At 67.2% G+C, this 22,081-nt stretch carries 21 protein-coding genes and 1 pseudogene; 17 read left to right on the forward strand and 5 right to left on the reverse strand.

Translation table 11 applies throughout. The annotated features are described in order from the left end of the window. Positions 1-619: 619 nt before the first annotated feature. Positions 620-861 (reverse strand): annotated as a pseudogene (locus ACFFU4_RS06370) (transposase); the annotation flags it as partial. A 239-nt stretch (positions 862-1,100) separates the two neighbouring features. Continuing rightward, the gene (locus ACFFU4_RS06375) at positions 1,101-1,703 is read right to left on the reverse strand and encodes a TetR/AcrR family transcriptional regulator (RefSeq protein WP_377068232.1); all 603 of its coding nucleotides are present in this window, start codon (positions 1,701-1,703) and stop codon (positions 1,101-1,103) included. Positions 1,704-1,872: 169 nt separating this feature from the next. On the opposite strand from ACFFU4_RS06375, the gene ACFFU4_RS06380 reads away from it, so the two are divergent. The 9 genes from ACFFU4_RS06380 to ACFFU4_RS06420 all read left to right on the forward strand — a co-directional run bounded on the left by ACFFU4_RS06380 (position 1,873) and on the right by ACFFU4_RS06420 (position 8,790). Further along, positions 1,873-2,421, forward strand: coding sequence for a carboxymuconolactone decarboxylase family protein (locus tag ACFFU4_RS06380; protein WP_377068234.1), 549 nt, complete (start codon positions 1,873-1,875; stop codon positions 2,419-2,421). A gap of 86 nt (positions 2,422-2,507) precedes the next feature. Beyond that, on the forward strand, positions 2,508-2,972 hold the full coding sequence (locus ACFFU4_RS06385) for a nuclear transport factor 2 family protein (protein WP_377068236.1): 465 nt from the start codon (positions 2,508-2,510) through the stop codon (positions 2,970-2,972). An 11-nt stretch (positions 2,973-2,983) separates the two neighbouring features. Continuing rightward, positions 2,984-3,592 (forward strand): pyridoxamine 5'-phosphate oxidase family protein, encoded by a 609-nt coding sequence (locus tag ACFFU4_RS06390; RefSeq protein ID WP_377068238.1) that lies wholly within the window; start codon positions 2,984-2,986, stop codon positions 3,590-3,592. A gap of 61 nt (positions 3,593-3,653) precedes the next feature. Continuing rightward, positions 3,654-3,848, forward strand: a complete 195-nt coding sequence (locus tag ACFFU4_RS06395) for a hypothetical protein (RefSeq protein ID WP_377068240.1) — start codon at positions 3,654-3,656, stop codon at positions 3,846-3,848. 193 nt (positions 3,849-4,041) lie between these two features. After that, positions 4,042-4,905 (forward strand): cysteine hydrolase family protein, encoded by an 864-nt coding sequence (locus tag ACFFU4_RS06400; RefSeq protein ID WP_377068242.1) that lies wholly within the window; start codon positions 4,042-4,044, stop codon positions 4,903-4,905. A 50-nt stretch (positions 4,906-4,955) separates the two neighbouring features. Next, positions 4,956-5,465 carry a YHS domain-containing (seleno)protein gene (locus ACFFU4_RS06405; RefSeq protein WP_377068244.1) on the forward strand — a complete coding sequence of 170 codons (510 nt, stop codon included), beginning with the start codon at positions 4,956-4,958 and terminating at the stop codon, positions 5,463-5,465. Positions 5,466-5,825: 360 nt separating this feature from the next. Then, entirely contained in the window at positions 5,826-6,587 is a 762-nt protein-coding gene (locus ACFFU4_RS06410; protein WP_377068246.1) for a CPBP family intramembrane glutamic endopeptidase, read from the forward strand. 100 nt (positions 6,588-6,687) lie between these two features. Then, a complete protein-coding gene (locus ACFFU4_RS06415) occupies positions 6,688-7,125 on the forward strand; it encodes a hypothetical protein (RefSeq protein ID WP_377068248.1) in 438 nt (145 codons plus the stop codon). A 423-nt stretch (positions 7,126-7,548) separates the two neighbouring features. Continuing rightward, positions 7,549-8,790 (forward strand): MFS transporter, encoded by a 1,242-nt coding sequence (locus ACFFU4_RS06420; protein ID WP_377068250.1) that lies wholly within the window; start codon positions 7,549-7,551, stop codon positions 8,788-8,790. 25 nt (positions 8,791-8,815) lie between these two features. On the opposite strand, the gene ACFFU4_RS06425 is transcribed toward ACFFU4_RS06420, so the two are convergent. Next, positions 8,816-9,721, reverse strand: a complete 906-nt coding sequence (locus tag ACFFU4_RS06425) for a LysR family transcriptional regulator (RefSeq protein WP_377068252.1) — start codon at positions 9,719-9,721, stop codon at positions 8,816-8,818. A gap of 105 nt (positions 9,722-9,826) precedes the next feature. On the opposite strand from ACFFU4_RS06425, the gene metF reads away from it, so the two are divergent. Both metF and ACFFU4_RS06435 read left to right on the forward strand, forming a co-directional pair. Continuing rightward, entirely contained in the window at positions 9,827-10,693 is an 867-nt protein-coding gene (gene metF, locus ACFFU4_RS06430) for a methylenetetrahydrofolate reductase [NAD(P)H] (RefSeq protein ID WP_377068254.1), read from the forward strand. Between the two features lie 67 nt (positions 10,694-10,760). Beyond that, on the forward strand, positions 10,761-11,246 hold the full coding sequence (locus ACFFU4_RS06435) for a PaaI family thioesterase (protein ID WP_377068256.1): 486 nt from the start codon (positions 10,761-10,763) through the stop codon (positions 11,244-11,246). A gap of 53 nt (positions 11,247-11,299) precedes the next feature. Here the strand turns inward: ACFFU4_RS06435 and ACFFU4_RS06440 are convergent, their stop codons facing one another. Then, complete coding sequence (locus ACFFU4_RS06440) at positions 11,300-11,578, reverse strand: acylphosphatase (protein WP_377068258.1); 279 nt, start codon at positions 11,576-11,578, stop codon at positions 11,300-11,302. An 80-nt stretch (positions 11,579-11,658) separates the two neighbouring features. Here ACFFU4_RS06440 and lepA point away from each other — a divergent pair, with 80 nt between their 5' ends. Beyond that, entirely contained in the window at positions 11,659-13,458 is a 1,800-nt protein-coding gene (gene lepA, locus ACFFU4_RS06445; protein ID WP_377068260.1) for a translation elongation factor 4, read from the forward strand. 166 nt (positions 13,459-13,624) lie between these two features. After that, complete coding sequence (locus tag ACFFU4_RS06450) at positions 13,625-14,134, forward strand: PhnA domain-containing protein (RefSeq protein ID WP_377068262.1); 510 nt, start codon at positions 13,625-13,627, stop codon at positions 14,132-14,134. An 89-nt stretch (positions 14,135-14,223) separates the two neighbouring features. Here ACFFU4_RS06450 and ACFFU4_RS06455 read toward each other — a convergent pair whose 3' ends face one another. Next, positions 14,224-14,829 carry a response regulator transcription factor gene (locus tag ACFFU4_RS06455; protein WP_377068264.1) on the reverse strand — a complete coding sequence of 202 codons (606 nt, stop codon included), beginning with the start codon at positions 14,827-14,829 and terminating at the stop codon, positions 14,224-14,226. A gap of 149 nt (positions 14,830-14,978) precedes the next feature. On the opposite strand from ACFFU4_RS06455, the gene ACFFU4_RS06460 reads away from it, so the two are divergent. The 4 genes from ACFFU4_RS06460 (at position 14,979) to ACFFU4_RS06475 (ending at position 21,995) form a co-directional block, all read left to right on the forward strand. Further along, positions 14,979-15,545 (forward strand): putative pterin-binding protein, encoded by a 567-nt coding sequence (locus ACFFU4_RS06460; protein ID WP_377068266.1) that lies wholly within the window; start codon positions 14,979-14,981, stop codon positions 15,543-15,545. Positions 15,546-15,559: 14 nt separating this feature from the next. After that, positions 15,560-17,683, forward strand: coding sequence for an ATP-binding protein (locus ACFFU4_RS06465; protein WP_377068268.1), 2,124 nt, complete (start codon positions 15,560-15,562; stop codon positions 17,681-17,683). An 89-nt stretch (positions 17,684-17,772) separates the two neighbouring features. After that, positions 17,773-18,885 carry an efflux RND transporter periplasmic adaptor subunit gene (locus ACFFU4_RS06470; RefSeq protein WP_377068270.1) on the forward strand — a complete coding sequence of 371 codons (1,113 nt, stop codon included), beginning with the start codon at positions 17,773-17,775 and terminating at the stop codon, positions 18,883-18,885. Further along, positions 18,882-21,995, forward strand: coding sequence for an efflux RND transporter permease subunit (locus ACFFU4_RS06475; RefSeq protein WP_377068272.1), 3,114 nt, complete (start codon positions 18,882-18,884; stop codon positions 21,993-21,995). The genes ACFFU4_RS06470 and ACFFU4_RS06475 overlap by 4 nt, the downstream gene beginning before the upstream one ends. Positions 21,996-22,081: the final 86 nt, after the last annotated feature.

A 22,081-nucleotide genomic window follows, 5' to 3' on the forward strand; every position in this document is an offset into this window, starting at 1 on the left:
TTCGTCGAAGATCAGCAGACTGCAAATCGTAGCTTATGTCAGTGTCCGAATTTCGGGGGGTAGCTCAATCCGGATGTCGGTCGGGTAGTGCTTGTCAGATGCCGATTAGGCTGCGATCATTTTTCCCGTGGGAGCGATTTTGCATCACGCGAAGTCGACGCGCTCCCACCCATCCAACCTCAAGAAAAGGTGGGAACCGGTCGGCGCTTACCGAAATTGTCAAGAAGCGACCCTATAAACCCGCGAGATTTGTTTTTTGGCGATTACAGCGCCCGGCTATGTCACCCCGTGATAGCGCATGGCCTTCCAGACGGCGCTGCAGGCTTGTGTCCAAGTTGCTCCACATCTTTCTTTAACCTCACAAGCGATCTCTCTCCGACGCGCCAAAACGTATCTCGGGCCGAGCTCGCGGGCGTAGTGAGCCACTAATTCCTCCGCCAGAACTCGTGCTGCGGACAGCCGGGGAGATCTTTGTTTCTGCCAAGGGAACGGGCCAGATAAATCGTAGGCCAGTTGGTGCCCAGTTTCATCTCGCCCCGCCCGCCAACTTTGCCTGGCAATGATAGTGCCCCAGGGGATGGTGTAAGAACGCTGACCTTGGGGCAGGCGCGGGGTCTGATCAGGACGCCACAGCGGGCGGCGTGACGTTGAGATCGTTGGTCACGCGCGCGGGGGTCCATGGCTCATGTATTTGCGCGCCACGATCCATTCGTCACTGGCTTCGAGCATGATCGCCCCGACAAGCCGGATGATGGCGTCATCGTTGGGAAAGACGGCTGCCACATCGGTGCGCCGCCTGGCCTCGCGGTTTACCCTCTCCGGCGGGTTGATCGAGGCGGTCTGGATCCACTGCTCGCGTGGGTCGCCGCCTTCGCGTACCCGAAAGGCCGCTGAACTGATCGCGCCAGCGCCGACACGTCGGGATGGCGCGTTTCGCCACTGAGACGTGCCATCGGTCAAGCCGTCGCCGAATTCCTGACCGGTGCGTCGGGACGCTTGTAGAGCAGGTCGACTCCACGGTCGCGGCTATCCTTGCCCTCTTGCCATATGCATTCTTGATCGAGCCCATAGCCTAAGTTATCAGCTTGTTTCGCAACCTATTATTCTGAACCAATGGTAGATGTCGCGCCGGTGGATGCGTCGATGATCCGCGCGGCCATCTCCCCCGCGATCTGCGCCGCGTCCGACATGCCGCGCACATGCGCCGTGGCGATGGCGCCCTCCTTGAGCAGTGCCAGTTGCTCGGCAAGCCTTGCCGGATCGGACGCGCCGGCCTCCGAACACAGCCGCTTCAGATACTCAACGATGCTGCGCTTGTGCTCGGCGGCCGCGCGGTGCGCGGGATGATCTTGATCGCCGAATTCGCCGGCGGCGTTGATGAAGGCGCAGCCGTTGAACCCCATCCCCTTGAATGCCCGTCCCTGGAACCAGACCTCCAATGCGTCAAACATCGCCAAAAGCCTCTCACGCGGGTCGTTTGAGGCTTTTTCCATCTCTCCCATCAGCCAGTTCCGGAACTGTTCGTCGCGCCGGTGCAGCACGGCGACAATCAGCTCTTCCTTTGACCGAAAGTGCTTGTAGAGGGTCATTTTCGCGACACCGGATTCGGCCAGGATCTTGTCAATCCCGGTCGCGGTGAAGCCGCCCGCGTAAAAAAGTTTCAAAGCGGCATCCACCAGGTCGTCGCGACGGGATTTTGCCATATTCCATAATCCAATCAGACAGTTCTGTATACATATCTCAGGGGCGCCTCGCTTTTTCAAGGGGTAAGATGCAATCCCCCAAGGAGAATTTCACGATTGCCTCTTGTATATAGACAGATCGGTCTGTATATATGCTGTCCATTCGCAGCAACCAGAGTGAGACAAACCCATGACCCGTATCGCACTTCCCTCTTCGATCGAATCCTCGCCGACTGCGGCACAGCCGCTTCTTGAGGCCGTGAAGAAAATGCTCGGCAGCGTGCCGAACCTGTTCCGCATCACCGCGAACAGTCCCGCCGCGCTCGAAGGCTATCTCGGCCTCAACGGCGCGCTCGCCAAGGGCAGTCTCGATGCTCCGACCCGCGAGCGCATCGCGCTTGCCGTCGCCCAGATCAACGGGTGCCAATACTGCCTCGCGGCGCACACCTATCTGGGCTCCAACGTGGCCAAGCTCGGCGACGCGGAAATCGCCGCGAACCGCGCCGGCAAATCCAACGATGCCAGGGCCGACGCGGCTGTGCGCTTCGCCGTCAAACTCGTCAGCGAACGTGGCCATGTCGGTGACGCGGATATCGCAGCGCTCAGGAGCGCCGGATATTCGGAGGCGGAGATCGTGGAGATCGTGTCCCATGTCGCGCTCAACACGCTGACCAACTACATCAATTCGGCGCTCGACACGCCGATCGACTTCCCGGTGGTCAGCGCCAGGGTGGCCTGATCCCGGCGGCGCCCCGGCATCCCCCACGCGGATCGCTCCCTGTCCCGGCCGGGGCGCCAGAATTTCACCCCACAGGAGGTCGCCCGATGACACGCCCCCCGCTGCCGCCCTTTGACGAGTCCGCCGCCATCACCAAGGTCCGCATGGCCGAGGATGGCTGGAACAGCCGCGACCCGGCAAAGGTCTCGCTCGCCTATACGCCCGACTGCCAGTGGCGGAACCGGGCCGAGATCTTTCAGGGACGCGACCGGATTGTCGCGTTTCTCACCCGCAAATGGGCGCGAGAGCTGGAATACCGGCTCATCAAGGAACTTTGGGCCGCCCACGGCAACCGCATCGCCGTGCGGTTCGCCTATGAATACCGCGACGACAGCGGCGCGTGGTTCCGCGCCTATGGCAACGAGAACTGGGAATTCGCCGAAAACGGTCTGATGCGCCAGCGCATCGCCTCGATCAACGACCTGCCGATCACCGAGGATCAGCGCCTGTTTCACTGGCCGCTCGGGCGTCGCCCGGACGATCATGCCGGCCTGTCGGCCCTTGGCCTCTAAGGAGTGACGCCATGCCTCTCGGAGTTGCCGATATCGCCTTTACCCCGACCGTGCGTGCCGAGCAGGAGCGTCTTGGCTCCGCCGCGCTCTACGCGAGTGCCATGTCGCCCGACCGCGATGGCGGGCGCACCCTGACCGAGCGCGAGGCCACCTTCCTCGAGGCCCGCGACGGGGTGTTTCAGGCCACCGTTTCCGAAACCGGCTGGCCCTACGTCCAGTTCCGTGGCGGCGCGCCCGGGTTTCTCCGGGTGATCGACCCGCAGACCGTCGCCTATGCCGATTACCGCGGCAACCGGCAATACATCAGCACCGGCAACCTGCGCACCAATCCCCGCATCGCGATCATCGCGGTCGACTATCCGGCGCGCAAGCGGCTCAAGCTGTGGGGTGAGGTTGAAATCTCCGAAGATGCCAGGATCATCGAGTTGCTGTCATCTGCGGATGCCCCGCCCGCCGAGCGCGCCATCGTCATCCGGGTCGCGGCCTATGACTGGAACTGCCCCCGGCACATCCCGGTGCGCCGCACCGATGCCGAGCATGACGACGAGATTGCCCGGCTTCAGGCCCGTATCGACGCATTGGAAGACACACTGACCAAGGCCGGGATTTCCCCGGCCTGACTGGAAGGATCAAACCCAAGGGCGCAAGCCCGATATTCAAGCCAGAAAATGGAACATTGACATGAAAGACAGGAATTCGCTTCTCATCTCCGCCTTGGCCGTGGCGATCACCGTCGGCAACCTTGCAATTCCCGCAACCATGCCTGCCGCCGGGCGTGCCCACGCACAGTTGGCGGCCAAGGCCGCACCTGACCATCGCGAGCCGGGCAGCGCCTCCGCCTGCGCCCGTGCGCTCACCGACCTTCCGGCCGACTGAAGCCATTTCCGGCGCGGCCCAGGCGGCGTCGATCCCGAAGGAAAGCGGACATCCCTCCCACTTGCACGCGGCGTGACCGAAGGCCGCGAACAGGTGACCTGCGTCTCCTGATGCGATCGGAGAGGTCCCGCCAACCCGGCAACGCGGCAAGGACGCCGCGCTGTCCTACCCCCCCCCGAAGAGGAGACTGACCATGACACACCACCATGACCACGATCACGAATGTGGCTGCGGGATCGCGCCCGAATACGTCGATCTTGCGCGCCGACGGGTGATTGCCGGTGCTGCGGCCGGGGCCGCTGCCGGGGCCGCGGCCCTCACCGCCGGCGCCGCCACGGCAGCCACCGACGAGGCCCGCGCCCATTACGCCGATCCCGAGACCCCCGGCCTGCCGCAGATCGACATGGAGATCGACCCCGGCCGCACCGCGCTCGTCGTCACCGACCCGCAGATCGACTTTCTGTCCGAGGATGGCGTCACCTGGGGCGTCGTCGGCGAAAGCGTGACCGAGCAGGGCACGGTGGACAATATCGAGCGCCTCTTCGCCGCCGCCAAGGCCGCCGGTATGCCGGTCTTCATCTCGCCCCACTACTACTACCCGCACGACCATGACTGGCACTTCGAGGGCACGCTGGAAAAAACCATGCATTCGATCGGCATGTTCGACCGTCTCGGGCCGCTCAACCTCGACAATTTCCAGGGCTCCGGCGCCGACTGGATGCCGCAGTACAAGAAATACATCGAGGACGGCGAAACCATCGTCTGTTCGCCCCACAAGGTCTACAGCCCCGCGCAGAACGACCTGAACCTGCAGATGCGCAAGCGCGGCATCGACAAGGTCATCCTCGCGGGCATGTCCGCCAACCTCTGCACCCAGGCGCATCTCTACGAGTTGCTGGAGCTTGGCTACGAAGTGGCCGTCGTCCGTGATGCCACGGCAGGGGCCAAGGTGCCCGAGGGCGACGGTTATCTCGCCGCCATCATCAATTTCCGCATGGTCGCCAACGGCGTTTGGTGGACGGACGACGCCGTGAAACGCATCGCCGCCGCGGGCTGAGCTTTCTTCCCCATACCCAAAGATACAATCAACCCTGAAGGAGATTTCCAATGAAACCCCAACTCATCAAGGACATCGCGAACTGGGCAACCATCCTCACGGTCGCCTCGGCGGCCACGCTCACCCTTGCGACATGGGCTAATGCCGCCGACGAATACAACGTCGTCAACGGCCACACCCTTGCGGGGCAGCCGCTGGGCCTGCACGGGGTCGACCCGGTGTCGATGTTCGGCGACCGGGGGCCGTTGACCGGCGACGCCTCGCTCACCGCGAGCCATGACGGCATCGGCTACTACTTCGCCTCTGCGGCGGCAAAGCAGGCGTTCGAAGCGAACCCGACGAGCTACCTGCCCCAATTCGGCGGCTTCTGCGCCTTCGGCGTCTTCGTCGGAAAGAAGCTCGATGGCGATGTCCGCTATGCCGATATCGTCGAGGGGAAGCTCTATCTCTTCGTGACCGCCGCGATCCTGGAGAAATACCGCGAAGACCCGGAGGCGGTTATCGCAGGCGCCTACGCCAAGTGGCCTGGTATCGTGAATATGCCTGTGAGCGATCTCTGATCCGGATAACAGGCAAGTGTGGCGGCCCGGGCGCGTGCTCGGGCCGCCCTTCAGGTTTCCGGGATCAACGTATTCGGTCCCGGCATCCGATTGATCCGGTCGCTGGATGAGGAGTGTCTCGACGCGCCGGCATGGAGAATAGCCGCGATACGCGGGAATGGCCGAAATCCTGGACTTCCAAGGTTGACCTGTATCATCGCACGCAGCGGGTAATTCGCCTAAGCACCATGTGCAACGTCACACGCCCGTTCGACAGGGAGAGGTCCGATGTATGGATACCCGGCTGCCATACGGCCTCGGGGAATCCCGTCCCGTTCAGCAGGCCCTTTCCTTGCGATTACGTTCCTGATCACATGGGGGGTGATCGGGCTCTACGTCGCTCTGCCGGAGCACGCCGCAGCGTGGTTCGGCAAGATCAGCGGGACGCATCCGCTGTTCTTCCTTGCGACCTGGGCACCTGCGATTGCCGCGTTCGTCGTGGTTCTCCGGCATGGTGGCATCAAGGGGCTCCGACGCTTCCTGGCGCGGCTTCTGCTCTGGCGCAGCACGGCAGGCTGGACCGCGTTCATCCTTGTCGGTCTGCCGCTGGTATTCGTCGCAGGATCGCTGATCAAGGGCGGCCCGGTCCTGGCACCGCTGCCGCCAGAAGGCGTGCGGCCGGTGCTGGCCGTGATGGTCATGATGCTGTTGCTCGGACCCATTGAGGAATTCGGATGGCGCGGGGTCTTGCAACCGCTGCTTCAACGCCACATGGCACCGATTTGGGCCGGTTTGCTGATCGGTGCCACCTGGGGTTTCTGGCATCTTCCCGCCTTCTACCTTGCAGGAACGGTCTTCGTCGGCTGGAGTTTCCTGCCCTTTTTCTTTGGCAATGTGGTGCTGGCGGTTCTGGTGACACCGGTTTTCAACCGCACCGGTGGCAGTTTGCTTTGGCCGATGCTGTTCCACTGGCAACTGATCAACCCGTTCTGGCCCGACGCCCAGCCCTTGGACACATGGATCCTCGCCGGTGTCGCTGTGGTCGTCGTCTTGTGGAATCGCAAGACAATGTTCACCCGCGACGGTGCCGTCACCGAGATCGTCGCCGTCCCGTCGCGCGGCCCGCAGCAGGCAGCGGGCTGAGCGCTATGGGGTCGGCGCTGGCACAGCTTGCCGCGGTCCTGTCGCTTGCGGTTGCAGATCCGGCATTGGCGGATGGCAAGACGAGTCTGCCAACCCGGCCATGGAATGGACTGGCGGCGGACTCGCGTCCACCTCGTCCGGTCTCGCGCGCCGGGGGCATGCACTATTCGCCGGCAAGGCGATAAAGGCGCCGCATCCCGACAGGCTGCTCGACGGTGTGCCGGTGTCGCCGGCTATGCCCGACACCCTCTGCGGTGCGGGAGTCGCGAGCTACGCCCGGACGCCGCCCGGTCCGGTCTGCGGTCACGGCGGCTGGATCCCGGCCTATGTGTCGAACGTGACCGCATCGCCTATCGACATCATCGCGTCCATCCGCGCCTTGGCCACGCCCATTGCCCCGTCATGGAGCCAGGTGTCGCGGCTGTGCGACGAGATCGACGAACGGGCGCGGGCGTTCCCGAGCCGCCGCCCCGAAGGCTCGGTGCCGGCTGGCAACGCTGCCCCGTGGATTTCCGGCGCGACCTGCCGGCCCGCGTGAGAAAACCGGACAAGCCCTTACATGCCGGTGGATAGGCTGACCGCCATGTACACCGGGACCGACGCGGCGACGAAGATCGCCGCACAGTGATCCGGCACCACGTCAAGGGACACGATCACAAACCGTGACACCAGACAGAGAGCACGCGCGCCCTTGACGGTGCCGTCGTGAGGACTGCCCAAACCCCGGTCGGCCCTCACCCCGGCAGCCGGCGGCGGCCCTCCCACCGCGCGCCCCTTTAACCCCCCTGTCGCGCCAATCCCCACCGACGGAATACCGACAGGATACCGACGCGATACAGCCCGTAAAATTCCCGTGATTTCCGCGCTTTAACCCTGATTCGCCGCCCTCCGCCAGAATCCGACACGGTCATGTCGAAAACGCGCTGGTCTTCCGGGCGGCACCTGCGATGCTGGCGACACCATGCGCCTGCTCGTCTCCTTCGCCGCCCTGTTCCTCTCGGTCGTCCTGCTGCAGCTTTCCAACGGCGGCGTCGGCCCGCTGGATGCGCTCTCGGGGCTGGCGCTCGACTACACCACCGCGCAGATCGGCCTGCTGGGCTCGGCGCATTTTTTCGGTTTCTTTCTGGGGTGTTGGTGGGCACCGCGCCTGATGGGGACGGTCGGGCACAGCCGCGCCTTCGCCGCCTTCACCGCCGCCGGGGCCATCGGCCTCCTGGGCCACATGATGGTCACCGACCCCTACGCCTGGGCGATCATGCGGGTGGCCTCGGGCCTCTGCGTCGCCGGGTGCTACACGGTGATCGAGGCATGGCTTCAGGCCAAGGTCACCAACGCCACGCGCGGGCGCACCATGGGCATCTACCGGGTGGTCGACATGGGCGCGTCTCTGGCCGCCCAACTGCTCATCTCGGTACTGCCACCTGCCACGTATTTTTCCTATAATCTCATGGCCTTGCTGTGTTGCGCGGCGCTCCTTCCGCTGACCCTGTCGCGCCTGCGCCAGCCCGAAACCCCGGCCGCCCCGCGGCTGCGCCCGATGCTGCTGCTGGCCCGCTCGCCGCTGGCCACGGCGGGGGTGCTGGTGGCCGCCCTGTCGTCGGCCTCGTTCCGCATGGTGGGCCCCCTCTACGGCCAGCAGGTCGGCCTTGCCGTGGACCAGATCGCCGGGTTCCTCGCGGTGTTCGTGCTTGGGGGGGCCGTGGCGCAATACCCGGTGGGGTGGCTGGCGGACCGGTATGACCGGCGCTGGGTTCTGATCGGGCTGTCGGTGGCCGCGATCGTCTCCAGTATCACCACCGCGATGACCCATGATCTGAGCACCCCCGGCATCCTCGCGACGGCGTTCTTCTTCGGCCTCACGACCTTCCCGATCTACTCGGTCTGCGCAGCCCATGCCCATGATTTCGCTGACAGTTCCGAGCGGGTCGAGCTCTCGGCGGCGCTGATGTTCTTCTTTGCCGCGGGCGCGATGGCGGCCCCGCTCATGGCCTCGGCGCTGATCGACCTGTTCGGGCCCGGCGCGATGTTCGCGATGATCGCGGCGGGCCATGCCGGGCTGGTGCTCTTCGGCCTCCTGCGGATGCGCGCGCGGCCCGCGGCAGCGGCGCGCACGCGCTATGTCTGGGCCCCGCGCACCTCGTTCCTGATCGGGCGGCTGACCGGGCGCAGCCGGGACCGCAACGACACGGGTAACGGGGCGTGAGGGCACCGGGGAGGCGGATGGCCGCCTACGCCCGCTGCATCCGTACCGGGATTTCCCGTGCCAGCCGGATCAGGTGCGCCATGTAGGGCTTGTCGGCATCGGCCTCGCGGATCGCGGCATAGAGCCGCTTGGTCTTGCCCTCCGCCGTCAGCGGGCGGGTGACGTAATCGGCACTGGTGCGCAATTCGCGCACCACCCAGTCGGGCAGCACCGCCACCCCGCGATTGGACGCCACCAGTAGCAGGATCACCGCCGTCAGCTCCACCTGCCGCACGCTGCGCGGCTCGACCCGCGCGGGCGTCAGCAACTCGGTGAACACGTCGAGCCGCGAGCGGTCCACCGGGTAGGTGATGAGCACCTCTCCCGCGAAATCGGCGGCCTCGACATAGGACTTCTGCGCCAGCGGGTGCTGCGAGGACGCCACGAAAACCGGCTCGTAGTCGAAGAGCGGCTTGAACGCGATCCCCGGCAGGTCCTCGGGGTCCGAGGAGACCACGAGATCCACCTCCTCCTTCTGCAGCGCGGGCAGCGCATCAAAGGCGAGACCGGGCCGGATATCCACGTCCACATCGCCCCAGTTCTGGCGAAAACGTTCGAGTACCGGGAACAGCCATTCGAAACAGGCATGGCATTCGATGGCGATGTGCATGCGCCCCGCGCTGCCCTCGCGCAGACCCTCGAACTCGTGCTCCAGCGCCTCGATCTCGGGCAGGATCTTCTCGGCAAGACGCAGCAGGCGCTGGCCCGCCGCCGACAGGCGCAAGGGCTTGGAGCGGCGGACGAACAGCTCCACCCCCGCCTGGTCCTCCAGCCCCTTGATCTGGTGGCTGAGCGCCGATTGCGTGATGTGCAGCATCTCTGCCGCGCGCGCGAGGCCCCCCGCCTGATGAATCGCGCGGATCGTGCGGAGATGGCGGAACTCGATATGCATATATTAGCGCGCCTCATTCAAACCATGAATTTAATGAAGTTGTCTCACAATGCCGCGCCTGCAACAAGAGCCGGGACAGCCCTATTCCATGACAGGATCATCCCGATGACAGCACCGCGCATCTCCTTCGAGTTCTTCCCCCCCAAGACGCTCGAGGCGTCCTTCCGCCTGTGGGACACGATCCACACCCTCGCGCCGCTCGGGCCGCGCTTCGTCTCGGTCACCTACGGCGCGGGCGGCACCACCCGCGAATTGACGCGCGAGGCGGTGGGCACCCTGCACGGCGCCACCGGCCTCAACGTGGCCGCGCACCTGACCTGCGTCGATGCCAGCCGCGACGAGACACTGTCCATCGCCGACGAATTCGCCCGCGCGGGCGTGCGGGAAATCGTCGCCCTGCGCGGCGACCCGCCCAAGGGCGCGGCGGGCTTCACCCCCCATCCCGATGGTTTCGCCGACAGTTGCGAACTGATCTCGGCACTGGCCGACACCGGCAATTTTACAATCCGCGTCGGTGCCTATCCGGAAAAGCACCCCGAGGCGGCGGATGAGGCGGTGGATATCGACTGGCTCAAGCGCAAGTTCGACGCCGGGGCCACCGAGGCGATCACGCAGTTCTTCTTCGAGGCCGAGTCCTTCCTGCGGTTCCGCGACGCCTGCGCGGCGGCGGGGATCGACGCCCCGATCATCCCCGGTATCCTGCCCATCGAGAACTGGACCGGCGCGCGCAAATTCGCCACCGCCTGCGGCACGCGTATCCCCGCCTGGCTCGACGACGCCTTCGCCAAGGCGATCCGCGACGACCGCCACGACCTGCTGGCCACCGCCGTCGCCACCGAGCTGTGCAGCGACCTGATCGAGGAAGGCGTGGAGGACCTGCATTTCTATACGCTCAACCGGCCCGACCTCACCCGTGACGTCTGTCACGCGCTGGGCATCGCGCCGCGGGTGGAGCTTCGCGACGTGGCCTGAGCGGGGTCGGGTGCTTGCCTCGGCACGGGGCACGGCCTACCAAGGCCGCACCAGACCGGAGACCGCCATGCCCCGCATTCCTGCCACCTCTTCCGCCGACCTGCCCGATCGCGCGGCGCTCCTCACGCGTTCGGGGCTGGAATTCATCGAAGACATGATCGCGGGCCGCCTGCCGCCGCCGCCCATCGGCGAGACGCTGGGCTTTGCCGCGGTCGAGGCCACGCGCGGGGGCACGGTGTTTGCGGGTGCCGCGCGGCTCGGCGCGATGAACCCGATGGGCGGCGTGCATGGCGGCTGGTACGGGGCCATCCTCGACAGTTGCATGGGCTGCGCGGTGATGACCGAGCTGGCACGGGGCGAGATATACACCACGCTGGACTTCTCGGTGAACATCACCCGCGCGCTGCCCGAGGGCACGCCCGTGCGCGCCGTGGGCGAGGTGCAACACCGCGGCCGCAGTACCGCCGTGGCGCGCGGCGAATTGCGCGGGCGCGACGACGACCGGCTCTATGCCACCGGCACCACCACCTGTCTCGTGATGCGGCCCGGGTAGGGCCGGATGCGGCAATCCGGGGCATTCCGTCCGCTTCCGCGACCGCCCCGGCGCTACCTCTTGATCTCGAAACGCGCCGCGTCCTCCGGTGCCGCGTCGTGCACCGTCACCTCGCGCACCACCGCCGCGGGCGGGCCCGTGTGCAGCGCGGCAAGCATCGCATCGACCTCGGGTGCCGGGCCCTCGATATGCGCACGCACGGCCCCGTCCGGCTCGTTGCGAACCCAGCCCGACAGGCCGCGCCCCTGCGCCTCCACCTGCGTCCATGCGCGAAAGCTCACCCCCTGCACCCGGCCCCGCACTCGCACCCCGACCGCCTTGATCCCGGACATCCTATCCTACCTTTCCAGCACCACCACCCTAGCACGATCCACCTTGACCGGGCAGCACTTCCCGGCCATACGCCAAAGCCATGACACCGCTCTCTCACATCCGCAATTTCTCCATCGTGGCGCATATCGACCACGGCAAATCCACGCTGGCCGACCGGCTGATCCAGATGACCGACACGGTCGCCGAGCGGGACATGAAGGAGCAATTGCTCGACGCCATGGATATCGAGCGCGAGCGCGGCATCACCATCAAGGCCAACACCGTCCGCATCGACTATACCGCCGACGATGGCCAGCAATACGTGCTCAACCTGATCGACACGCCGGGCCATGTGGACTTCTCCTACGAGGTCAGCCGCTCGATGCGCGCGGTCGAGGGCTCGCTTCTGGTGGTGGACAGCACGCAGGGCGTCGAGGCGCAGACGCTGGCCAATGTCTACCAGGCGATCGACGCCGATCACGAGCTTGTCCCGGTGCTCAACAAGATCGACCTGCCCGCCTCGGATCTCGACCGCACCGCGCAGCAGATCGAGGAGGTGATCGGCATCGACGCCTCCGGCGCGATCCCCGTCTCGGCCAAGACCGGCGAGGGCATCCGCGAGACGCTTGAGGCGATCATCGCACACCTGCCACCACCCTCGGGCGACCGCGACGCGCCCTTGAAGGCGATGCTGGTGGACAGCAAATACGACCTCTATCTCGGCGTCGTGGTGCTCGTGCGGATCATGGACGGCGTCATGAAGAAGGGCGACCGCATCCGCATGATGCAGACCGGGGCCACCTACAATGTCGAGCGGATCGGAGTGTTTCGCCCCGCCATGACCGTGGTGGACGAATTGGGCCCGGGCGAGATCGGCTTCATCACCGCCTCGATCAAGCAGGTCCGCGACACTCGCGTGGGCGACACGATCACACATGAGAAACGCCAGTGCGCCAAGGCGCTGCCGGGGTTCAAGCCGTCGGTGCCGGTGGTGTTCTGCGGCCTCTTCCCGGTCGATTCCGCGCAGTTCGAGGATCTGCGAGACGCCATCGAGAAACTCGCCCTCAACGACGCCTCCTTCAGCTACGAAATGGAAAGCTCCGCCGCGCTCGGATTCGGCTTCCGCTGCGGTTTCCTGGGGCTGTTGCACCTCGAGGTGATCCGCGACCGGATCGAGCGAGAGTATGACATCGAACTGATCACCACCGCGCCCTCGGTGGTCTATCACCTGTACATGAGGGACGGCGCGCGGATCGACCTGCACAACCCCGCCGACATGCCCGATCCCAGCCTCGTCGACCGGGTCGAGGAGCCGCGCATCAAGGCCACGATCCTGGTGCCCGACGAGTATCTCGGCGATGTGCTCAAGCTCTGCCAGGACCGGCGCGGGCTGCAGCTTGATCTCACCTATGCGGGCAGCCGCGCGATGGTGATCTATGACCTGCCGCTGAACGAGGTGGTGTTCGACTTCTACGACCGTCTGAAATCGGTGACCAAGGGCTATGCCTCGTTCGACTATGCTCTCGAAGGGTATCGCGAGGACAAGCTTGTCAAGATGCAGATCCTCGTCAATGACGAGCCGGTGGACGCACTCTCGATGATGGTCCACCGCGATCGCGCCGAGATGCGCGGGCGGGCGATGTGCGAGAAGCTCAAGGACCTGATCCCCCGCCACATGTTCAAGATCCCCATTCAGGCGGCCATCGGCGGCAAGGTGATCGCGCGCGAGACATTGTCGGCGCTGCGCAAGGACGTGACGGCGAAATGCTATGGCGGGGACGCGACGCGGAAGAAGAAACTGCTGGAAAAGCAGAAGGCGGGGAAAAAGAAGATGCGCCAGTTCGGGCGCGTGGAAATCCCGCAGGAGGCGTTCATTTCGGCGCTGAAGATGGATGGGTGAGCGCCGGGGCGCGTGATGTCACGGATGTCCAACACCCCGGAGGGCGGGCACCAACCCGCCATCACCCGGACCGGCATCGTAATTTGGTTGCCCCTACGCCCTTTCCCCGCCGCTGCATTGCGCCTATAGCCGTGGCAACCGCTCCCGTATCCCGGACCTATTGCCGATGACCTGCGCCCTTTGTTCCGCCGAGACCGACCTTGTCACCCATCCCGTGCCCGGCGGCCCCGAGGGGGCCAGCGCGCAGATCTGCGCCACCTGTGCCAGCCAGATCGAAGGCACGCCCGAGCCCGATCACTGGCGCGGCCTCGCCTCCTCGATGTGGTCCGAGGACCCGGCCACCCAGGTTCTCGCCGCGCGGATGCTGGCGCGCCTCGCCGAGCATGCCTGGGCCCGCGATCTGGCCAATCAGCTCTGGCTTGACGATGACGCCCGCGCCTGGGTCGAGAACCTGCCGGAAGACAGCGGCCACCGGGACAGCAACGGCGCACCGCTCGCACAGGGCGACACCGTCGTGCTGATCAAGGATTTGCCGGTCAAGGGAGCCAATTTCACCGCCAAGCGTGGCACGGCGGTGCGTGGCATCTCCCTGGTGGCCGACAATCCGGCCCATATCGAGGGACGTGTCGAGGGTCAGCGTATCGTGATCCTGACGGAGTTCGTCAAGAAACGCTGAAGCGGTGGGGCTGACGCCCCCTCACGCGCAACCAGGTATCGCCTCCGACGCCGCCGGGGCGGTACCCGGCCTGCGCCGCGCGTATCCGGTCAGGCCAGTCCCATGTCGCGGGCGAGCATGGCGGCGTGGGTGCGGTTGCGGGCACCGAGCTTGCGCGACAGGGTCTTGAGGTGGAGCTTGACCGTCACCTCCTGAATGTCGAGATCGCGGGCGATCTCCTTGTTCGACTTGCCGTCGGAGACGCCGGTCAGCACATCGCGCTCGCGCGCGGTGAGCGCGACATCCGCCTCCGCATCCTGGTCGGACTCGAGAAAGTCCTGCGGCGCGTAGATCTCTCCCCCGAGGATGCGGGACACGGCGGCGATCAGCGCGCGGGGCGCGAGCGTCTTGGGCAGGAAACCCGCCGCGCCGGCGCGGAGGGCGCGCCGCGCCACCCCGGGCGGGGCGGTGCCGGACAGGATCGCAACCGGACAGCGCACCTCGGCCTGCATCCGCGCGAGCCCGGCGAGTGCCTCCATCCCCGGCATCCGGTAATCGAGCAGCACGAGGTCAAAGCCGCGCGCGCCGCGCACCGCCTCGAGCGCGGCGTCGAAGCCGCCGGCCACCTCCACCTCGAAGCCCCCCTCGCTTTGCAGGTAGGCGGCGAGCGTGTCGCGCACGAGATCATGATCGTCGGCGAGCAGAACGCGGCTCATTGCAACTCCGGTTAATGGGTGTCTGTCGGGTCGGGTGATCATCTGATATGCATCGATAGTCTAATCCGCAGGGAATGGAATGACAAATGCGTGATCACGCATGGCCCGCACCCGCCCGTGCCCGTCTCAAAAGCATAGGGGGGCTGGGCATGCGCCGAAAAGTGCCGACACTGGAGGCGCAGAAACGGGGAGGGACCATGCCGCACCGCATCGTCGCGATCATCAAGGTCGTCCGTGCGCTCGGGCTGTGCCTGGCGGCGGTGCTGGCCGCCCCCGGCCCGGCGGCCCAGGCACGGGACGCGGCGCGGCTGGTCATCCTCGCGGCGGACGGCACGCAGCTTGCAGCGCTGGACCGCGCGGCTCTGGCGGCGCTGCCGCAGACCGAGTTCACCACCCGCACGATCTGGACCGAGGGCCCGCAGCATTTCCTGGGCGTGTCGCTGGCAGAGCTTCTGGCGCGGCACGATCTTGGCGCGGTGCGGCTCGACCTCGTGGCGCTGAATGACTACACCGTGTCATTGCCCGCCCGGGCCATCGGCCCGGTCTATCCGGTGATCGCGCATACCCGCAACGGCGAACCGATGAGCCTGCGCGACAAGGGGCCGTTCTGGCTGCTGTGGAATTTCGACAGCAATCCCGATTTCCGTCGCGAGACGGTCTATACGCGCAGCATCTGGCAGCTTGACCGGATCACCGTGTACCCGGCGGCGGAGTGAGGCTGAGGTCGCGGATGACGGGCTCCGGGGATCACCGCCTCTCGGCACGCGAGCGGCTGGTGCTGGTGCTGCTGGCGGTGTTCGCCATCGCCTGCATGATCGCGGCGGTGGTCATCACCGCACAGGTGACCGCGCGGATCGGTGCCTATGGCACGGCGCGCGACGACAACCTGCAATGGACCATTTCGCAGATCGAGGTGGATCAGCTCAAGTTCCGGCTGGCGCTCGACGATCTCGACGCCGCCGACCCGCCGTCGCTCGATGCCGTCCGGCGGCGCTTCGATCTGCTCTACAGCCGCGCCACCACCCTGCGCAGCGCCCCTGCCTATCGCGACGCGCTGGCGCGCTCGGACGCGGCGGGCGAGGTGGCGCGGGTCATCGCGATCCTCGACGAGATGATTCCGGTGATCGACGGCAGCGACCCGGCGCTGGTAGCGGCGCGCGGCACGCTGGGTGCGCAGGCGGCGCGGATGACCCTGCCGATCCGCCGGATCGCCACCGCCGCCCTGACCATTGACGCGCGCCGTTCGGATGCCGAACGCACGCAACTGACGACGCAGATCGTGACCCTCACGGCGCTGAGCGCGATGATGTTCGTGGCGCTTTTCCTGCTGCTTGTGCTGGTGTGGCGGCTCTATCGCGGGCGGCTCAAGGCCGAGGCGGCGATGGCGGCGGCGCGCGAGGAAACGCTGGCCGCCGAGCAGGCGCGCGCGCGGTTCCTCGGCATGACGAGCCACGAAATGCGCACCCCTCTGAGCGGCCTGCTGGGTGCGCTGGAATTGCTGGAGGACAGCGATCTGGACCCCGGTCAGCGCCACCACGCGCGCCTCATGCGGATGAGCGGCGAGGCGCTGCGCAGCCATATCGACGAGGCGCTGGGCGGGCTCGACCCGCGCGGGGACGCGCCGGTGCTGCGCCCGGCGCCGTTCGATCTTGACGCGCTGCTGGCCGATCTGGTGGCCGGGCAGCGGATCGCCGCCCGTGCGCGCGACAACACGCTGCGGCTCGACCCCGAACAGCCGCGGCTGGGCATGGTCGTCGGCGATGCGCGGCGGCTGGGGCAGGTGGTGCTCAACCTCGTGGCCAATGCCGTCAAGTTCACCCGCGACGGCACCATCACATTGTCGGCGCGGCGTGCAGCGGGAGCCGAGGTGACCCTGGCGGTGCGCGACACCGGCATCGGCATCGACGAGGCCGCGCAGCCCGCGATCTTCGAGGATTTCATCCGCCTGTCCGACAGCGCCGAACCGGAGAACGAGGAGGCGAGGGGCACCGGGCTCGGCCTCGGCATCGTGCGGCGGATCGTGACCGCGATGGGTGGGCGCATCGAGGTCGAGAGCCGGCCCGGCGCAGGCAGCACCTTTACCGTGCATGTGCCCCTGCCCCCGGTCGCAAGAGAAGACGCGGAGACGGAGACGGGCCCGCCCTCGCCGCCCTCGCCACTGCGTGTCCTGCTGGTCGAGGATACGCCGGCAAGCCGCACCGTGACCTCGGCGATGCTGGAACGGGACGGGCATGCGGTGGTGCAGGCCGGTGACGGGATCGAGGGCGTGCGCGCCGCCGGGGAGGCCCCGTTCGATCTGATCCTGATGGATGTGGACATGCCCCGGCTTGACGGAGTCGAGGCGACCCGGCGCATCCGCGACGGGGCCGGACCGAACGCGCAAACGCGTATCGTCGCGCTGACCGCCTATCACGGCGAGAGCACGGTGGCGCGGCTGCGCGACGCCGGGGCGGATGCCGTCGAGGTCAAGCCGCTGTCGCGCACCGCGCTGCGTCACCTGCTGGCGCAGGGAGCGCAGGGTTGCATCCTTGTGGATTCGGGCCATATCGCCGACATGCACGCCGCCCTACCGACGACCCGGATGACACAGACGATGGCGGAATTCGAGTGCGAGGCCGAGGCGCTGCTGGCCGCACTCGAAGCGGACACGCCGCGCGATCTGGCCGGACGCATCCATCGGCTCGCCGGGACCGCCGGAGCCTGTGGCGCCACGGCTCTCCACGCTCGGCTGGAGTGGATCGAGGCGGCGCTGGAGGCCGGGCAGGACGACCGGGCACGGAGCCTGTGCGACGGCCTCCCGGCGCTGTGGCAGCGCACGCGCGCCGCGCTGCGCGCCCAGCGGCATGCGCCCTGACGCTCACGCGGAGTTGCCTTTTTCGGGAGGCACAGTAGGTATAATGCAGGAGTGGCGCAGCGACCGCCGCGACAAAGGATCATGACCCCATGTCGATATTCAGGCAACTCGTCGTTCTCGCGCTTCTGGGCGGGCTGGCCTATGGCGGCTACGGCTACTGGCGCACGACGCAGGAGGCGGGTGCCGGGGCGGAACCGGGCGGCGGCGGCCCGCGCCCGGCCACGGTCGAGCTGGCCACCGCGCAGACCCGCGTGATGCAGCGCACCGTCGAGGCGGTGGGCACCACCCGCGCGCGCCGTTCGGTCGAGATCGTGCCCGAAACCGACGGGCGGCTGGTCGCGCTGAACATCGCGCCGGGAACCAACGTGGCGAAAGGCGAGGTGCTTGCGCGGCTCGACGACGCCATTCAGCGCGCCGACCTGACCGAGGCCGAGGCGGTGCTGGAAGAGCAGGCCAACGCGCTCGACCGCCTGCGGCAACTCCGCGCGACCAACGCGGTCTCGCTCGCCTCGGTGGAAGAAGCGGTGGCGCGGGTCGCCGAGGCGCAGGCGCGTGTCGAGCGCGCGCGGCGCAGGCTGGACGACCGGGTGATCACCGCGCCCTTCAACGGGGTGGTGGGGCTTACCGGCTATGACGTGGGCGCGCGCGTGACCGAAGGCGAGCTGCTGGCGCGGCTCGACGACCTGAGCGAGGTGGAGGTGGAATTCGGTCTGCCCGAGACGGTATTCGCGCAGGTGGCGCAGGGCCAGACGCTGATCGCGCGCGCCGCTGCATTTCCCGACCGACGCTTCGAGGGGACAATCTCCGAGGTGGACAGCCGCATCGACCCGGTCAGCCGGTCCTTCCTGACCCGCGCACTTATCCCCAATCCCGACCGCGCCCTGCCCGCGGGCATGTTCCTGTCGCTGACGCTGGTGCTGGACGAGGCCGAACGCATCGTGGTGCCCGAGGAGGCGATCGTGTTCCAGGCGGCGCAGACCTATGTGTTCGTGGCCGAGGACGGCACCGCGCGGCGGCGCGCGGTGGAGACCGGGCAGCGCCGCGACGGGGTGATCGCGGTGACCTCGGGGCTGTCGCTGGGCGACGAGGTGGTGGTGCGCGGGCTGCAACAGGTGCGCGACGGCGCGCCGCTCAATGTGCTGGCGCGCGACCGCGACGCCACCGCGGCGGGCAGCGCGGATGCGGACGGGGCCCCGACATGACGCTCTCGGACATCGCCGTGCGCCGCCCCGTCCTCGCGGCGGTGGCAAGCCTTCTGATCATCATCTTCGGCCTTGCCGCGCTGCGCGACCTGCCGGTGCGCGAGTTGCCGGACGTGGACAACTCGGTCGTCACCGTCACCACCACCTATCGCGGTGCCGCGCCCGAGGTGATCGACACCGACATCACCGAGGCGGTGGAGGGGGCCGTCGCCTCGATCGCGGGGATCCGAACCATCTCGTCGGAGAGCCGCCAGGGCCGGTCGCGGGTGACCATCGAGTTCGAGACCGGCGTCGATATCGACGTGGCCGCCAACGATGTGCGCGACGCTGTGGGCCGGGTCCGGGGCGAGTTGCCCGACGAAGCCGAGGAGCCGCAGGTCGTCAAGAGCGACGCCGACGCCTCGCCGGTTATGCGGCTGGCGATCACCTCGGACCGGATGACCACCGCCGAGATCACCGATTACATCGACCGCTTCATCGCCGACAGGCTGGCCACCGTCGCGGGCGTGGCGAGCGTCGACATCGCGGGTGACCGGCCATTTGCCGTGCGCATCTGGCTCGACCGTCGGGCGCTGGCAGCACGCAATCTGACGGTGGCCGATGTCGAGGCAGCACTGCGCCGGTCCAATATCGAGCTGCCCGCGGGCGAGGTCGAATCCGACGCCCGACAGCTTACCGTGCGGCTCAACAGCCGGCTGGCCAGCATCGAGGATTTCCGCGACGTGGTGATCGACCGGATGGGCGGCTACCCGGTGCGGCTGCGCGACGTGGCGCGGGTGGAGCCGGGCGTGGCCGACGATTCCACCGTCGTGCGCACCAATGGCAACGACGCCGTGGGCCTGTGGGTGCTGCGCCAGAGCCAGTCCAACACGCTGGCCATCTCGAACGCCGTGCGCGCCGAGATTGCGGCGATGGAGCCGACCCTGCCCGCGGGGATGGAGATCATCGTCGGCTCGGACGACGCGCTGTTCGTGGGCGCGTCGATCCGCGAGGTGGTGATCGCGCTGGGCATCTCGCTGGCGCTGGTGATCGCGGTGATCCTCGTGTTCCTGCGCTCGGGCCGCGCGACCCTCATCCCGGCGATCACCATTCCCGTCTCGCTCGTCGGCACCTTCCTGCTGATCGGGCTGTGGGGGTTCTCGCTCAACACGCTGACGTTGCTGGCACTCTTGCTGGCGATCGGGCTGGTGGTGGACGATGCCATCGTCGTGCTGGAAAACATCCAGCGCCGCATCGAGGAGGGCGAGGCGCCGCTGGCAGCGAGCCTCAACGGCGCGCGGCAGGTGACGTTCGCAGTCGTCGCCACCTCGCTCACGCTGATCGCGGTGTTCGTGCCGCTGTCGTTCATGCCCGGGCAGGTGGGGCGGTTGTTCGTGGAGTTCGGCTGGGTACTGGCGGGAACGGTGGCGATTTCGACCTTCGTGGCGCTGACCGCCTGCCCGGCGCTGGCCTCGAAGGTGCTGAGCGCGCGCGCGCGGCGCGGGGCGCAAGCCGATACCCCGGTTCGCGAGTCGCTGACCAGGCGGGTGTATCGCGGGATGCTCTCGCGCGCCGTCGGAATGCCGATCGTGGTTCTGGCGCTGACGCTGGCGGTCACCGGGGGTGCGGCCCTGTTCTACGACGGGCTGCCGCGCGAACTGGCCCCGCGCGAGGATCGCGGTGTGGGGTTCGTGCCGCTCACCGCGCCGCAGGGCTCGACCGTGGCGCATTCCGACATGGCCGCCCGGCAGGTGGAGGAGATCCTCGTGCCGCATGTCGAGAGCGGCGAAATCGAGACGGTATTCACCTTTACCGGCTGGGGCGGGCGGGCGTGGCGCTCCTTCGTGGTGTTCCGCCTCGCACCCTGGGAAGAGCGCGACCGCCCCATTTCCGCGCTGGTGGGCGAACTTGCCCCGCAAATGAGCCGCGTCACCATCGCCCGCGGCTTTCCGGTGACGCCCGCCGGGCTGGGGCTGCGCGGCAGCTCCACCCCGGTGCAGGTGGTCATCGGCGGGCCGGATTTCGAGAGCGTCAAGGACTGGGCCACGGCTTTCCTTGCCCGCGCCGAGGACGTGCCGGGGCTGGTCAACCCCGAGATCAATTACGAGGAGAACCTGCCGCAGCTCGACATCAGCATCGACCGCGCCCGTGCCGACGATCTCGGCATCTCGGCCGAGGCCATCGCCGCCACGCTGCAAACCATGCTCGCCTCGCGCGAGGTGACCACCTTCGTCAGCCGGGGCCGCGAATACCCGGTGCTGCTGCAGGCCGAGGACGCGGACCGCCGCACCCCCACGGATATCGAGAACATCTTCCTGCGCGCGGGCGACGGCGAGACGCTGGTGCCGCTGGGCGCGCTGGTCTCGCTTGACGAAAACGCCGCCGCGCCGTCGCTGCGGCGCTTTGACCGGCTGCCCTCGATCCAACTCTCGGGCGCGCTCGCCCCCGATGCCCAGCTTGGGACCGTGCTGGAACATCTCGAGGAGATCGCCACCGAGATCCTCCCCGCCGAGGCCAAGCTGGGCTATGACGGGCAGTCGCGCACCTATCAGGACACTGCGGGCGGTGCCAACGTGGTGTTCGTGCTGGCGCTGGTCATCGTCTACCTTGTGCTGGCCGCGCAATTCGAGAGCTTTATGCACCCGGTGGTGATCATGCTGACCGTGCCCATCGGCGTGGCGGGCGCGATCTACGCGATGGCGCTGGGCGGCCTGTCGATCAACGTCTACAGCCAGATCGGGATCATATTGCTGATCGGGCTGATCGCCAAGAACGGCATCCTGATCGTCGAGTTCGCCAATCAGTTGCGCGACGAGGGGCGGGATGTGCGCGAGGCGGTGATCGAGGCCTCGGTGCTGCGCCTGCGCCCGATCATGATGACCGCGATCTCGACCGTGCTGGGTGCGCTGCCGCTGGTGCTGGCCAGCGGTGCAGGTGCCGAGAGCCGCATCGCCGTGGGCACGGTCATCATCGCCGGGCTGAGCCTTGCCACCGCGCTGATGCTGTTCGTGACCCCGGTGCTCTACAATCTGCTGGCGCGGTTCACCCGCCCGCGGGGCGCGATGGAGGCGGCGCTGGAGCGCGAGATGGCGCACCACGGGGCCCGACAGGGGGCCCAGCCAGCCGAGTGACTTTCCGCCGCCGTGGCGGCGACGATGCTGGCAATCGGCGGCAAGCAATGCGATAGAGGACCTGTGTCTGTGGGGGGCTGTCGTGC

The sequence above is a fragment of the Roseovarius ramblicola genome, assembly GCF_042430665.1.
In the GTDB taxonomy this organism is placed as follows: domain Bacteria; phylum Pseudomonadota; class Alphaproteobacteria; order Rhodobacterales; family Rhodobacteraceae; genus Roseovarius; species Roseovarius ramblicola.